Raw genomic sequence first — 14551 nt, forward strand, 5'->3', positions numbered from 1 at the left:
GATCAGAAGCTCGCCCAATCGTCCGTGCCGGTCTTGGCCGAGGGAGTCGATTCGACGGAGGCATGGGCGGGCAGGGGCTGCAGACGCGTCACCTTGTTGGTACTCGCCGTGGCGCCGTGGATCACGTTGCGCACGGGCAGCGTCACGGCGTTGGAACGCGGGGCAGCCGGAGTGATCCCGATGCTTTGACCATGGTCGTCGAGTTTGAAGACGGCCACGGTCTGCACCAGTTCGCGTGCCTGGCTCTTGAGGCTGCTGGCGGCGGCCGCCATTTCTTCCACCAGCGCGGCGTTCTGCTGCGTGGCTTGGTCCATTTGCGTCACGGCCTCGCCCACCTGGGACACGCCGGCGCTCTGCTCGGAACTGGCCGCGCTGATCTCGCCCATGATGTCGGTGACGCGCCGGATGCTGGCGACGATTTCGGTCATGGTTTGGCCAGCCTTGTCAACGAGGGTGGTGCCTTGATCCACGCGGCCCACGCTCTCGGTGATCAGGTTCTTGATTTCCTTGGCCGCGTCGGCGCTGCGACCCGCCAGGTTGCGCACTTCGCTGGCCACGACCGCGAAGCCGCGGCCTTGCTCGCCAGCGCGCGCGGCTTCCACAGCGGCGTTCAGGGCCAGGATGTTGGTTTGGAAGGCGATGCCGTCGATGACGTTGATGATGTCGGCGATCTTCTTGCTGCTGTTGCTGATGCCCTTCATGGTGTCGACCACTTGAGAGACCACTTCCCCACCTTGCACGGCGACGGTGCTGGCGCTCTGGGCGAGTTGGTTGGCCTGGCGGGCGTTGTCGGCGTTCTGCTTGACGGTGGACGACAGCTCTTCCATGCTGGCGGCGGTTTCTTGCAAGGCGCTGGCCTGGCTTTCGGTGCGTGCCGACAGGTCTTGATTGCCTTCGGCGATCTCGGCGCTGGCCGTCGAGACCGATTCGCTGCCTTCGCGCACACGCCGCACGATTTGCGACAGGCTGGACTGCATCGTGGACAGCGCCTCCAGCATCTGTGCCAGTTCGTCGCGGCCCTCAATGTCGATGGGGCGGTTCAAGTCGCCTTGCGCGATGGCCTTGGTGCTTTCAACGGCGCGGCGCAGCGGGGGCACGATGGAGCGAGACAACAACACCATGGCGGCGAAGCCAAGAACGATGGCAGCCACCGCCGACCCGATGATGATCCAACGGCCCAGCGCTGCGTCTTTCTCCGCAGTTTTCAACTCCTCCTCAAACAGGTCCACTTGACGGTCCTCGAGTCGTTGCAGAGCTGCGATGTAGGTTTCTGAAAGCGGCTTGAGTTGCTGAGTGACGATGGCAGAGACATCCTCGCCAGCCAAACGACGCTTCAGGGCATCGGCACGTGGGCCGCGGTAGTTTTCACGGGCCTTGAAGACCTCATCCACCAGGGCCTTGTCTGCTGGGGATGTGAGCACTGCCACTGCCTTTTGGCTGACTTCCGTCACCAGCGCGGACGTTTTGTCCATTTCCGCTTGCCAGTCTTTGATACGCGTTGTGTCAGTTTCGTGCAGTGCGGCACGGGTGCGGACCCAGTTCAGTTCGATCGCGCTGCGCCAGGTGCTGACTTGGCGCAAGCGTTCGTTGTCTGTCGTGCCCATGACATGGGCCGTGTGTGCCAGATCTTGCAGACGCCACACGCCAATGGATGCACAGACTGCAAGCAGGATCAGAATCAGGCCAAACGAGGAACCCAAGCGGGTACTGATGGAATAGTTGTTCAGGAATTTCATGACGTTTCTCCAGTTCAATGTTCAGAGTGCTTCGGTTCACTGCACCGAAGAAGCGTTGAGGACTTGTTCAATGTCCAGAAGGATCAGCATGCGGTCGTTGACCGTGCCCAAGGCGAGCACCGCGCTCGAATCGATGGTTCCGGAGATCTCCGGTGCCGGGCGCAGCTGATTGGGCTCCAGGGTGATGACGTCGGAGACGGCGTCCACCACCATGCCGACCACCTTGCTGCCGATGTTGAGCACGATGACCACGGTGAAGCCGTCGTACTTGACGTTGTGCAAGCCAAATTGAATGCGCATGTCGACGATGGGCACGATCACGCCGCGCAGGTTCACCACGCCCAGGATGTGCTCGGGTGCATTGACCATGCGGGTGGGCTGCTCGAAGGAGCGGATCTCCTGCACCCGAAGGATGTCCACGCCGTACTCCTCGTTGCCCAGCTTGAAAGCCAGGAACTCGCGGATGGACGTGGGTGCGTCGGTGCGGTTGTCGTGGGGGGCGTGGTTCAGAACGGTACTCATGGGCTACTCCGGGGAAAAATGGGCTCAGACAGAGGGGTCAGACAATTGGCGCAGCAGCGTCAGCAACTGCTCGAACTCGGTGGATTTGTCGAAGAACCAGTCGGCGCCCGCATGCAAGCAGCGCTGACGGTTGTAGTCCGTTGCGTCGTTGGTCAGCACCGCGACCTTGAGGTCTTGGTGCTCGCCCTTGAACAGCGGGATCAGGCGCACGGGGTCGCCGTCGGGCAGGTGCAAGTCCAGCACCAACACCGTCAGCGCGGCCTGCATGCTTGCGACCAAGTGCTTGGCCACCATGCAGCCGGAGGCGGTCAGCACCCGCTCGACGCCAGGAATCGCTTCCATCTGGCGGACCAGGCGGAATCGGATCAGTTCGGAATCATCGACAACGAGAATCTTCATGACCCTCATGGTGCCGAGGCGGGCCCTTGCGCACCATCGGACGCGGCTGGTTTGCGTGTCGGAATCGGATGGCGCGGGTAGGAAGATTCCTACCCCTTTCACGCTGTTGGGGTGCGTAGTTCACCCAATCGTGTTGATGGAGCTGCCAAGGATGAACAGTCGACAGCGACTGCGCTCACCAGGGCTGCATACATGACTTAGGCCCTGGTCCAGAGCCTGAGGCGCGAAAGCAGAAATGACCGAATCCCCGGTCCGCTCGGGGCGGTCGGGGGGATTTCTTCAGCGAAGCGTGGAATGCGTACCCGCCGAGCCAGGGAACGCTGTGACTGTTTGAGGCCGCAAGTTGCGGGTTATTTCAGCGGCACGACAGTTGATGCACTTGATTCAAGAACTGCTCGAACTCGGTGGATTTGTCGAAGAACCAGTCGGCGCCCGCTTGCAAGCAGCGCTGGCGGTTGTCGGCTGTTGCATCGCTGGTCAGAACGGCGACCTTGAGGTCGTTGTGCTTGTTCTTGAAGAGCGGAATCAGGTGCACGGGGTCTCCATCGGACAGTTGGAGTTCCAGCACCAGCAGCGAGGGCTTCATGCGGGTCAGCAGCTTTTGCGCTTGGTGGCCTGTCAAGGCCACCCACACTTGCTCAAGACCCGGAATGGCTCCGACCTGCCAACTCAGGTGCAAGCGGACTGATTCGGAATGATCGACGACCAGGATTTTCATGACCGTCATGGTGCCCAGACGTACCCTGACACACCATCGGACAGGGATGGTTCTTGTGTCGGAATGGGATGGCGGGGGTAGGACGATTCCTACCCCGCGGAGGAGGTGCTGGCCCGTCGATGGGGCTCAGTCCGGCTCAGTCAGGCCCAGTGTGAGTCAGTGGGGCTCAGTTCAGCAAGCCATGCTGCATGGCATAGCGCACCAGTTCGGCGGTGCTGCCGAGGTTGAGCTTTTCCATCAGGCGCGTCTTGTGCGTGCTGACGGTCTTGTTGCTGATGCACAGCTGCTCGGCGATTTCGTTGACGCCTTGGCCAGCCAGCAGCAGACGGAAGACTTCCATCTCGCGGTCCGAGAGGGTCTGGTGCGGCAGGCGGTCGCCGCTGCCCAGGGACACGTCGAAGACCAGTTTCTCCGCGATCTCGGGCACGATGAATTTGCCGCCTGCAGCCACCTTGCGGATCGCGCCCAGCAGCACCTCCATCTCACTGTCCTTGGTCACGTAGCCGCTGGCGCCGGCCTTGAGCACGCGCGCGGCCACTTGCCCTTCGTTGTGCATGCTCAGTACCAGGATAGGCAGTTCAGGCCAGTGGGACTTGACGCGGGTGATCAGGTCCGGCCCGCTGAGGCCGGGCATGTTCACGTCCAGCAGCAGCAGGTCGGGCAGTTCGCGGCGCAGGCCTTCCAGCACCTGCGCGCCATCCACCGCTTCCGCCAGGACTTTGATGTCCGGCGCCAGCGACAGCAGCTGCCGCAGGCCTCCGCGCACGATGGCATGGTCGTCGGCGATCATCACTCGGATCATGGGGTGTCCTCTCCCTGGGGTTCTGGCTGCAAGGGCAGGCGTGCGGTGATGGTGGTTCCACCGCCGATCACGCTGTTCACGGTCAATTCGCCACCCAGCGCCAGCGCGCGTTCCTGCATGCCCAGCAAGCCGAAGGAGCCGCCACGTGCGCTCGCCGCCGTGTCAAAGCCTCGCCCATCGTCGCGGATCTGAAGCACGAGTTGCCCCTCGTCTTGTCGCAGGCTGATGCACACCGACTTGGCCTGGGCGTAGCGGCTGACATTGGTCAGGGATTCCTGCACGATGCGAAACACGCCAATGGCGCGGTGCTCGGGCATGTCGATCGACGGCGTGTCCACGTCGACGTGGCAGGGGATGCCCGCATGGCGATGGAACTCGCCGCTGAGCCATTCCAGCGCGGGCACCAGTCCCATGTCGAGCGCCGAGGGGCGCAGGTTGGACGCCACGTTGCGCACGCCTTGGATGGCGCGGTCCACCAGGACACGCATGCCCTGCAAGCGATCCAGCAAATCGGCGTCGGCCGCGCCGAACTTCATGCTCGCGTAAGTGATGTCCATGCGCAGCGCCGTCAGCACCTGGCCCAGTTCGTCGTGCACCTCGCGCGCGATGTTCTTGCGTTCGTACTCGCGCATGGCGTCGCCTTGGGCGGCCAGGTCGCGCAGGCGCTGGCGAGAGTCGGCCATCTCTTGCTGGATGCGGCGACTTTCCGTGACATCCCGCACCACCGTCATCAACAAAGGACCGCGGTTGGTGCGCAGCAGCCCGACACTGAGTTCGCCCGCGAACTCGGTGCCGTCGCTGCGCAGGCAGTCGGTGTTCACACCCAGCTTCAAATCACCCGGGTGCAGATCGGCGTACGCCAAACGGCGCTGGTGGTGGTGTTCGCGCAGTCGCGCGGGGACGAGCATGTCCACGGGTTGCCCAATCAGCTGTTCGCGCGCATAGCCGAACAACTCCAGGGTGCGCGCGTTGGCCTGCACGATGCGCCATTGCGGGTCCGTCAGCACGATCCCGTCGGGTGCGTACTCCAGGGCATCGCGAAACATGCCTTCCAGACTTCGGCGCTGCGCGTGCAAGGCGACGTGCGTGCGCACGCGCGCCAGCAGCACGGGCACGGACAGCGGCTTGGTGACGTAGTCCGCGCCGCCCGCCGTGAACCCCTGGGTCTGGGCAGGCACGTCGTCCTGGGCGCTCATGAAGATGACCGGGATGTCGCGCAGCGCTTCGTCCTGCTTGATCAGGCGGCACACCTCGTAGCCGTCCATGCCCGGCAGCATCACGTCCAGCAGGATCATGTCGGGCGCGGTTTCGATCGCGCGTCGCAGGCCTTCCTCACCACTGTCCGCGCTCGTGACCTTGTAGCCCTCGCGCTCCAGCAGCACGGTGGCGAGCAGGCGGATTTCGGGCGTGTCGTCGATGACGAGGACGTGGGCGGCACCGGAACGATGTGGCGAACTCATGGGCAGCGATCCTTCGGCCTGGAGGGTGTGCAGGATGGCATCGTAGCCTGGGTCCTGGCTCACGCGGGGGTGCGGGCCAGCCAGTCCAGCAGCGCCTGGTCCAGGGCGTGCAGCGCGGCATCCAGCTCGGGCAGCAGCAAGCGGGCCTGTTCGAGATCGCCCTGGGCGCCGAGCGACTCCATGCGTCGTATCAAGGAGGCGGCGGGCGTGGCGCCGAAGTTGCCGATCACGCCCCGCAGGGCGTGCGCGCCGCGCTGCAAGCCCCCCACGTCGTCCCCTTGCGCGCAGGCCCGCAGGGCACGCAATTGTCCAGGCCAGTTGCCGCGGAAGGACTCCGCGATGATGCGCACCACCAGGGCGTCCGCGCCATCCAGGGCGCGCTGGTAGTCAAAGGCCGACGCGTTCACCGCTGGCGACGCCGTGACGGGAGCCGGCGGCATGGCGCGCGTGGCGGGTGGCGGCGTGCCTCCTCCGAGCACCGTCTGCAGCTCGCCTTGGTCAATCGGTTTGCCCAGATGGCCGTCCATGCCAGCCGCCAGGCAGCGCGCGCGGTCTTCCGGCAGCACATTCGCCGTGAGCGCGACGATGCGCGTGCGTTGTCCGCTGGCTTGCTCGTGCTCCCGGATGCGACGCGTTGCCTGCAGTCCGTCGAGCACCGGCATCTGCATGTCCATGAAGATCAGGTCGTAAGGCGTTTCGGCCTGGGTGACCAGCTGCACGGCCTGCTCGCCGTTGTGCGCCACCGTGACGTCATGCCCCGTTTGCTGCAGCAGCTGCACCATGATCGCCTGGTTGATCTCGTTGTCCTCGGCGAGCAAGACCTTGAGCGCCGACTGCGGATGTCCCGCCGTCCGTGGCAGCGGCGCAGTGACATCGCCTTCGCTCTCGCTGTCGTCCGCGTCCTCGGTGTCCGGCGCGCCCAGCCCGAACTGAGCGGTGAAGTGGAAGGTGCTGCCGAGCCCAGGCTCGCTGCGCACGCCGATCTCGCCCTCCATGGCATGCACCAGCTTGCTGCAGATCGCCAGGCCCAAGCCCGTGCCACCGTAGTGGCGGGTGATGGAGGCGTCAGCCTGGGTGAAGGGTTGAAAGATGGCCTGCTGCTGGCTCGGCGTGATGCCGATGCCTTGGTCTTCCACTTCGAAACGCAGCAACATCTGCTGCCAGCGCATGCCTTGCGATTGCACCCGCACTGTGACCGTGCCCTTTTCGCTGAACTTGATGGCGTTGCCCACGAGGTTGACCAAGATTTGACGCAGGCGCCCCGGGTCGCCAATCAGCCGGTGGCTGAAGTCTTCGGCAGGCTCATAGGCCAGCTTCAGTCCTCTCTCGCGTGCCTGGTTTTCCAGGCTGGCCAGTGTGTTGCGCACCAGGGCATGCAAGCGAAAGGGACGTGGGTCCAGTGTCAACCGTCCGGCTTCGATCTTGGAGAAGTCCAGCACGTCGTTGATCACACCCAGCAAGGCGTCGGCCGAGCGGCGCACCATGGTCAGGTAACCGCGCTGCTGCGGCGTCAGGGTCGTGCCCAGCGCCAGGCCCGTCATCCCGACGATGCCGTTCATGGGGGTGCGGATCTCGTGGCTCATGACCGCGAGGAACTCGCTCTTGGCACGGTTCGCCGCCTCGGCCGCCTGCTTGGCTTCTTGCAGCATCACCCGGTCGGCCTCGCGCTCACGCACCACCTGCAGCACGAGATCCGCCAGGGCGCCCAGGTCCATGCCCTGGGTGGCCTTGTCGTGGGGTGCGTCGGGCAGCAATCGGGCCAAGGCCTGTCGCAGCGAGGTCAGGGCGAGTTCGCGCTGTCCCAGTTCGCGGCGCAAGTCACCCGAAATACGCTGCATGGCCTCGAACGTGGGGCGAAACTCCTCGGGCACGGCCTGCACCATCTGGGTTGTGATCTGTTCGAACCGCGGGTTGCCCGCTTGCAGATTGCCGTCGAACTGCTGGAATGACTTGAGCCAGCGCCGCAGCGAGTACCCGATCACCAGCAAGCCGCCCAGCAGACTGGCGGCGATCAGCAGCAGCACGGTGAGCAGCAGCTCCCACAGCTTGTGCGCGACGGCGCCGACGGCGAACTGCAGGCGCAGCACGCCGTAGTCACTGCCGCCCGCCGTGATGGGGCGGTTCAGGTCATCGAGCAATGCCCCCACGCGGCTGCGTATCCAGGCGGGTGCGTAGGCCTCGCTGCTGATCGCGGGGTTGAAGCTGCGCACCGCCCCACCGCGCAGGTCGATGAACTCCGCGGAGGCGAAGGGCGAGCCAAACACGCTGCTCGCCAAGGTGCGTTGGATGGTGTCGTAGTCACCAATCACGGCGCTTTCGGTGATGGTCTGGGCCGTGGACTCCACGAGGATGGCGGCGGTTTCCCGCACCTGCTCCACCTCTTCCCGGAACTCGTAGTTGTAGAACAGCCAGAGCCCGCTGCCAAAAAACAGCAGCAGCGTGCCGATGTAGAGAGCGAACACCCGCTTGACCAGCGAGTTCGGCAGCAGGCGCATCAGCGGGGCGACCATGGCGCGGGGTCAGCGCAATTGAGGCGGCGCGCTCTGGTAGAAGCGGCGGTAGGCGGCGTAGTCGGCGGAGGTCGCGGGGATGAAATAGGCCTCCACCGGCAAGCCGACCGTCTGCGCCGTCTGCCGCAGGACTTCACGCCCCACCGGGTCCTGGTGCATGCCCAGGAAGGCGTCGGCCACGGCCTGCGCGTCCTTGGCCGGGACCTTGCCCGACACCATCAGCGCGAGGTCATTGAAGGGCTCCGAGCTCCAGAGCACGCGGAACTTTTTGCCCTCGCGCTTGGCGTAGCCCTCGATGAGCTGGGAATTACCACCGGCGGCCTGAACCTTGCCCGCGAAGAGCTGGGCCAGAGCCCCGTTCTGGTTGCCTCCGAACACCACCTTGATGTCGATGCCGCTGTTGAGCAGATGGGCGTAAGGCACCTTGTAGATCACGAAGGCCTCGGGGCCAGCGAAGGCCACTTCCTGTCCCTTGAGCTGTTCAAGCCGGGTGATCGGTGAACCTTCGGGCACGACGATCTGGCCCGTGATGGGAGGAACCTGGCGCCGACCGAACACCTTCCACCCCAGTTGCTCGCGCTCGGGGCTGAACAAGTGATTGGTGAAGACGAATTCAACCTCCTGGGTCAGCACATAGGCTGTGGTGTCGGCGGAGGTGCGCGCGATCTTGAGCGAGAGCTTGACGCCGCTCTTGTCCGAGACGTACTGGATGATGGGGTTCCAGTAAGCGGCCATCAGCGGGATGTCGTACTGGTTGACGGGCGAGAAGCGGTAGCCCGCTTCTCGCGTCTGTGCGAGCGCCGCAGGGAGCGTCGTCAGACTCACGGACAGCAGGGCCGCGAGGGCCCTCAAGGTGCGCAGTATCGGCATGAACGTTGGCCCGCAAAGGCCCCATAACATGGAGGTAAAACGGAGCTTACCCCAGGCATCCGCATCGAAGATGCTCGGATGTTCCCGCGCTTGAAAAATTCGGGCGCTCAGGCCATAGACTCGGGGCATGTCCCTGCTGCTGATCCTCCTCTTGCCGTTTGTTGGCAGCGTCGTCGCCGCGCTGCTGCCGACCAGCGCGCGCAACCTCGAATCGCTGTGGGCCGCGGCGGTGGCCATGGCGGTGGCTGTGCCCCTGGCTTGGATGTACCCCCAGATCAGCGCCGGTGTCGTGCTGGCCGAGCGCTTGGAATGGCTCCCCGCGCTGGGCGTGGACCTGGTGGTGCGGCTCGACGGCTTTGCCTGGATGTTCGCCATGCTGGTCGCGGGCATGGGTTTGCTGGTCATCGTCTACGCGCGTTACTACCTTGCGCCGGAAGACCCGGCGGCGCGTTTCTATTCGCTGCTGCTGGGGTTCATGGGCGCCATGCTGGGCGTGGTGGTCTCGGGCAATCTGATCCAGCTCGTGGTGTTCTGGGAGCTGACGAGCGTTTTCTCCTTCTTGTTGATCGGCTACTGGTACCACCGCAAGGACGCGCGGCGCGGCGCGCGCATGGCCTTCACCGTCACGGCCACCGGGGGCTTGGCCTTGTTGGGAGGCGCGTTGGTGCTGGGCCACATCGTGGGCAGCTACGAGCTCGATGCCGTGCTGGCCGCGGGCGCTCAAGTGCGCGCGCACCCGCTGTACCTGTTGGCCCTGGTGCTGATCCTGCTGGGCGCGCTGAGCAAGAGCGCGCAGTTTCCTTTCCATTTCTGGCTGCCGCGCGCCATGGCCGCGCCCACGCCGGTGTCGGCCTACCTGCATTCGGCCACGATGGTGAAGGCGGGTGTCTTCCTGATGGCTCGCCTCTGGCCCGTGCTCGCGGGCACGGACGCCTGGTTCTGGATCGTCGGTGGCGCGGGATTGGTCACGCTGCTGCTGGGCGCTTACGTGGCCATGTTCCAGAACGACCTCAAGGGTTTGCTGGCTTACTCCACCATCAGCCACCTCGGGCTGATCACCCTGCTGCTGGGCCTCAACAGCGAGATGGCGGCGGTGGCGGCGGTCTTCCACATGATGAACCACGCCACCTTCAAGGCGTCGCTGTTCATGTCGGTGGGCATCATTGACCACGAAACCGGAACGCGCGACATGCGCCGACTGGGCGGGATCTACCGCGCCATGCCCATCACCGGCACCTTGGCCATCGTGGCGTGCGCGGCCATGGCGGGCGTGCCTTTGCTCAACGGCTTCCTGTCCAAGGAAATGTTCTTCTCGGAAACGGTCTTCGTGAGCGGTCAGCCCTGGCTTCAACACGGCTTGCCGCTCGCCGCCACCTTGGCGGGAGTCTTCGCCGTGGTGTATTCACTGCGCTTCGCGCACGATGTGTTTTTCGGCCCCGCCACGGGTGAATGCCCGCGTCAGCCCCACGAACCCGTGCACTGGATGCGCGTGCCCGTGGAATTGCTGGTCCTGGCCTGCGTGATCGTGGGCACGCTGCCGGATTGGTCCATCGGCCGCCTGCTGGAGACCGCTGCCCGGCCGGTCGTGGGCGGCGTGCTGCCCGACTACAGCCTGGCGGTCTGGCATGGCTTCAACACGCCGCTGGTCATGAGCCTGGTGGCCAGCGCCGGGGGCTTGTTGGCTTACCTGCTCTTCAGGGGGGTGTTCAAGCGCCGCGTCGCGCGCACCGCGGCGCTGTTGCGCTTGGACGGTCAGCGTCTGTTTGAGGGCCTGCTCGCCGCCGTGAGCGCGGCCGCGGCCGCGCTGCGCCGCTGGACCGGTTCGTCTCGCTTGCAGCCGCAGCTGTCCGCCATCCTGGTCTTGACCCTGGTGGTGGCCTCGGCCTCCGCCTTGATCGTGCCGCTGACCTGGGGTGACCGCGCCCGTGTGCCCGCATCGCCCGCCTTCGTGCTGCTCTGGATCGTGGGGGGCGCTTGCGCCTTGGGCGCAGCTTGGCAGGCCAAGTTCCACCGGCTGGCCGCGCTCATCATGCTAGGTGTCGTGGGTCTGGCCTTGTGCATCACCTTCGCCTGGTTCTCCGCGCCGGACCTCGCGCTCACCCAGCTCGCCGTGGAGGTGGTGACCGTGGTGCTGTTCCTGTTGGGCTTGCGCTGGATGCCCAAGCGCGTGGAGCAAGACGACCCACGCATCGAGCGGCGCGTGTTCTGGCGCCGCCGCCGCGACCTGGTGATCGCGCTGCTGGTCGGCCTGGGGCTGGCAGCTTTCTCCTACGCCTTGCTCACGCGCCACACGGCGCTCTCGATTTCGCCTTTCTTCATCGAGCAAGCCTTGCCTGGCGGAGGGGGGACCAACGTCGTCAACGTGATGTTGGTGGACTTCCGCGCCTTCGACACCCTGGGCGAGATCACGGTGCTGGGCATCGTGGGGCTCACGGTCTATGCCTTGTTGCGGCGTTTCCGTCCGCCTGTGGAGGCCATCGACGTGCCCGCGCAGCAGCGCGTGGGGGACATTGGCGCCGACTTGCGGGAGTCCGCGCGGGGTGATGGCGTGCCGGATTACATGGGCGTGCCCGCCGTGCTGGTGCGCTTGCTGCTGCCGGTCGCCTGGTTGTTTGCCGCCTACCTTTTCATGCGCGGGCACAACGAGCCCGGGGGCGGCTTCGTGGCGGGTTTGGTGGTCGCGATTGCCTTCCTTGCCCAGTACATGGTGGCGGGCACGCGCTGGGTGGAGGGGCAGATGCGTTTGCAGCCGCCGCGCTGGATTGCCTTCGGCCTGCTGATCGCCTTGTGCACCGGACTCGGCTCGTTGTGGTTCGGCCACCCCTTCCTGACCACGCACACCGCCCACGTCACGCTGCCCTGGCTGGGCGACATCCACCTGCCGTCGGCGGCCTTGTTTGACCTGGGGGTGTTCGCCGTGGTGGTCGGTGCCACCTTGTTGTTGCTGATCGCCATCGCACACCAGTCGCTGCGCGCGCACCGGCAGGTGGAAGGGGAGGGGCACTGACATGGAAGTCGTGATCTCCATCGCCATTGGCGTGCTGGCGGGTTCGGGTGTGTGGCTGCTGCTGCGCCCGCGGACTTTCCAGGTGCTGATCGGTTTGTCCCTGCTGTCGTATGCCATCAACTTGTTCATCTTCAGCGTGGGCAGTCTGTCCATCGACAAGGAACCCATCGTGCTGCCAGGCCTGCCCCCCACGCTGGACAGCTACACCGACCCCTTGCCGCAGTCCCTGGTGCTGACCGCCATCGTGATCGGCTTCGCGACCACGGCGCTCTTCCTCGTGGTGCTGCTCGCGCTGCGGGGGCTTTCTGGCGGCGACCATGTGGACGGCCGGGAGGAACGGCCATGACCGTCGCGCTCTCGTCTCTGGGCGGCTCGCACCTCATCGTCGCGCCCGTGCTGCTGCCGCTGGCCACGGCCGCGCTCATGCTCTTGCTGGGCGAGGGCCGCCGCCAGGTCAAGGCGGTGGTCAATCTGGCCTCGACCCTGGCGGGCTTGCTGCTGGCGGTGTACCTGATGCAGGCGGTGCACGCACAGGACCTGACCCTGGCTTTCGGCGTCTACCTGCCCGGCAACTGGCCAGTGCCCTTCGGCATCGTGCTCGTGCTGGACCGACTCTCGGCGCTGCTGATGGTGCTCACGGGCTGTGTCGGCCTGGCGTCGTTGCTGTACGCTCTGGCGCGTTGGCACCAAGCGGGCGTGTATTTCCATGTGCTGTTCCAGCTCCAGCTCATGGGGCTGTACGGTGCGTTCCTGACGGCTGACCTGTTCAACCTCTTTGTGTTCTTCGAGGTGTTGCTCGCGGCCAGCTATGGCCTGCTGCTGCACGGTGGCGGGCCGCAACGCGTGCGCGTGGGCCTGCACTACATCGCGGTCAACCTGGTGGCGTCCTTGCTGTTCCTCATCGGCGTGGCCGTGCTTTACGGGGTGACGGGCACGCTCAACATGGCCGACATCGCGGCCAAGTTGCCCTTGGTGCCCGACGTCGACCGGGGGCTGTTGCACGCGGGCGCGGCCATCCTGGCCGTGGCCTTCCTGGCCAAGGCCGCGCTCTGGCCCTTGAATTTCTGGCTGCCCGGGGCCTATGGCGCGGCCAGCGCGCCGGTGGCCGCGCTGTTCGCCATCTTGACCAAGGTGGGGGTGTACGCGGTGCTGCGCCTGTGGACGCTGTGCTTTCCCGCCGCCGCGGGCGGTGGGGCGTCCGGGGCCGAACCGTTTGGCAGCTGGGCCTTGGTCTGGGGCGGTGTCGCCACGCTGGCTTTTGGTGCGGCGGGGATGTTCGCCTCGCAGCAACTGGGGCGCTTCGCGGCCTACAGCGTGATCACTTCGTCGGGCACGCTGGTGGCGGCTATCGGATTTGGCGCGCCGGCGTTGGCCGCGGGCGCTTTGTTCTACCTTGCCAGTTCGACGCTCGCCGCCGCCGCGCTGTTCCTGCTGGTGGAGCTGCTGGAACGCGCTCGCCAGGTCGAACTCGGTCCGGATGCAATCGACGATGGTCAGGACACCTTGCCCGCCTTCATCGAGGCCGAGCCCTTGCCTGGCGTCAACCTCGACGACGACGAGGAAGTGCTGATCGGTCGCGCGATTCCCGCGGCCCTGGCCTTCCTGGGCCTGACCTTCGCAGTTTGCACCCTCGTGGTCAGCGGGCTGCCCCCGTTGTCGGGTTTCGTGGCCAAGTTGGCCATGCTCACGGCCTTGTTGGAATTGCAGCGCCCAGCGGCCTGGCTGCTGTTCGCGCTGCTGCTGCTGTCCGGCCTGATGGCGGCCACCGCCTTGCTGCGTATTGGCATGCGCCACTTCTGGACCGCGCAGGCGCGGCCCGCCCCGCGTCTGCGCGTGGCGGAAACCTTGCCCATCGGCCTGCTGCTGGCCGTGGGCCTGGCCCTGGTGTTGCAGGCCGGGCAGGCTCTGGACTACATGCGCAAGACGGCGGCCAGCCTGCATGCGCCCAGCCAGTACATCGCGGCGGTGCTCTCGGCGCAGCCCGTGCCCGCTGCCGCCCGGTCAGCGCGCGAGGAGGCAGGGCGATGAAGCGCTGCTTGCCCTCGCCCTGGCTGTCGGCGGGCCTGCTGGCCTTGTGGCTGATGCTGACCCGCAGCCTGAGCCCGGGCAACTTGCTGCTGGGGCTGTTGCTGGCCCTCGTGCTGCCCGTGCTGGCCGCGCCGCTGCGCCCGGCCGGGCCCGCGGTGCGCAGGCCCTTGGTGCTGGCGCGCCTGGTCTTGCGCGTCGGTGGCGACGTGGTGCTGTCCGGGGTCGAGGTCGTGCGCGGGGTGCTGCGCCCGGGTCACGCGCGCCCGGTCAGCCGTTTTGTCGTGGTGCCACTGGATCTGCGCAATGACCATGCCTTGGCCGCCCTCGCCATGATCACCGCCGTGATTCCCGGCACGGTGTGGTGTGAACTGGCCCCGGACCGCAGCCGCCTGTTGCTGCACGTGTTCGACGTGAGCGGGGACGATGCGGCTTTCATCGACCACTACAAGAACCGCTACGAGCGGCCCCTGAGGGAGATCCTGTCATGAGCAACATCAGC

General features: G+C 65.8%; 12 protein-coding genes. 4 read left to right on the forward strand and 8 right to left on the reverse strand.

What is annotated here, in order from left to right; genetic code table 11:
- Positions 1–2: 2 nt before the first annotated feature.
- The 8 genes from ACLBKS_RS10565 to ACLBKS_RS10600 all read right to left on the reverse strand — a co-directional run bounded on the left by ACLBKS_RS10565 (position 3) and on the right by ACLBKS_RS10600 (position 9017).
- Positions 3–1736, reverse strand: a complete 1734-nt coding sequence (locus tag ACLBKS_RS10565; protein WP_410192775.1) for a methyl-accepting chemotaxis protein — start codon at positions 1734–1736, stop codon at positions 3–5.
- A gap of 36 nt (positions 1737–1772) precedes the next feature.
- Positions 1773–2258, reverse strand: a complete 486-nt coding sequence (locus ACLBKS_RS10570) for a chemotaxis protein CheW (RefSeq protein ID WP_410192776.1) — start codon at positions 2256–2258, stop codon at positions 1773–1775.
- A 24-nt stretch (positions 2259–2282) separates the two neighbouring features.
- Entirely contained in the window at positions 2283–2657 is a 375-nt protein-coding gene (locus ACLBKS_RS10575) for a response regulator (RefSeq protein ID WP_410192777.1), read from the reverse strand.
- A gap of 355 nt (positions 2658–3012) precedes the next feature.
- A complete protein-coding gene (locus ACLBKS_RS10580; protein WP_410192778.1) occupies positions 3013–3375 on the reverse strand; it encodes a response regulator in 363 nt (120 codons plus the stop codon).
- A 166-nt stretch (positions 3376–3541) separates the two neighbouring features.
- On the reverse strand, positions 3542–4177 hold the full coding sequence (locus tag ACLBKS_RS10585) for a response regulator (protein ID WP_410192779.1): 636 nt from the start codon (positions 4175–4177) through the stop codon (positions 3542–3544).
- On the reverse strand, positions 4174–5637 hold the full coding sequence (locus ACLBKS_RS10590; RefSeq protein ID WP_410192780.1) for a response regulator: 1464 nt from the start codon (positions 5635–5637) through the stop codon (positions 4174–4176). Before ACLBKS_RS10590 ends, ACLBKS_RS10585 begins: the two co-directional genes overlap by 4 nt.
- Before the next feature lie 59 nt (positions 5638–5696).
- Positions 5697–8147 carry an ATP-binding protein gene (locus ACLBKS_RS10595; RefSeq protein WP_410192781.1) on the reverse strand — a complete coding sequence of 817 codons (2451 nt, stop codon included), beginning with the start codon at positions 8145–8147 and terminating at the stop codon, positions 5697–5699.
- A 9-nt stretch (positions 8148–8156) separates the two neighbouring features.
- Complete coding sequence (locus tag ACLBKS_RS10600) at positions 8157–9017, reverse strand: phosphate/phosphite/phosphonate ABC transporter substrate-binding protein (protein WP_410192782.1); 861 nt, start codon at positions 9015–9017, stop codon at positions 8157–8159.
- 127 nt (positions 9018–9144) lie between these two features.
- Between ACLBKS_RS10600 and ACLBKS_RS10605 the strand changes: the two genes are divergently transcribed.
- From ACLBKS_RS10605 to ACLBKS_RS10620, 4 genes are read left to right on the forward strand one after another with little or no spacing between them, the layout of a single operon-like run.
- Entirely contained in the window at positions 9145–12024 is a 2880-nt protein-coding gene (locus tag ACLBKS_RS10605; protein WP_410192783.1) for a monovalent cation/H+ antiporter subunit A, read from the forward strand.
- A gap of 1 nt (position 12025) precedes the next feature.
- Complete coding sequence (locus tag ACLBKS_RS10610; RefSeq protein WP_410192784.1) at positions 12026–12370, forward strand: Na+/H+ antiporter subunit C; 345 nt, start codon at positions 12026–12028, stop codon at positions 12368–12370.
- The gene (locus ACLBKS_RS10615; RefSeq protein WP_410192785.1) at positions 12367–14052 is read left to right on the forward strand and encodes a monovalent cation/H+ antiporter subunit D; all 1686 of its coding nucleotides are present in this window, start codon (positions 12367–12369) and stop codon (positions 14050–14052) included. The genes ACLBKS_RS10610 and ACLBKS_RS10615 overlap by 4 nt, the downstream gene beginning before the upstream one ends.
- On the forward strand, positions 14049–14540 hold the full coding sequence (locus ACLBKS_RS10620; protein WP_410192786.1) for a Na+/H+ antiporter subunit E: 492 nt from the start codon (positions 14049–14051) through the stop codon (positions 14538–14540). Before ACLBKS_RS10615 ends, ACLBKS_RS10620 begins: the two co-directional genes overlap by 4 nt.
- Positions 14541–14551: the final 11 nt, after the last annotated feature.

It is taken from the genome of Hylemonella sp. W303a, from assembly GCF_046452315.1.
In the GTDB taxonomy this organism is placed as follows: domain Bacteria; phylum Pseudomonadota; class Gammaproteobacteria; order Burkholderiales; family Burkholderiaceae_C; genus Hylemonella.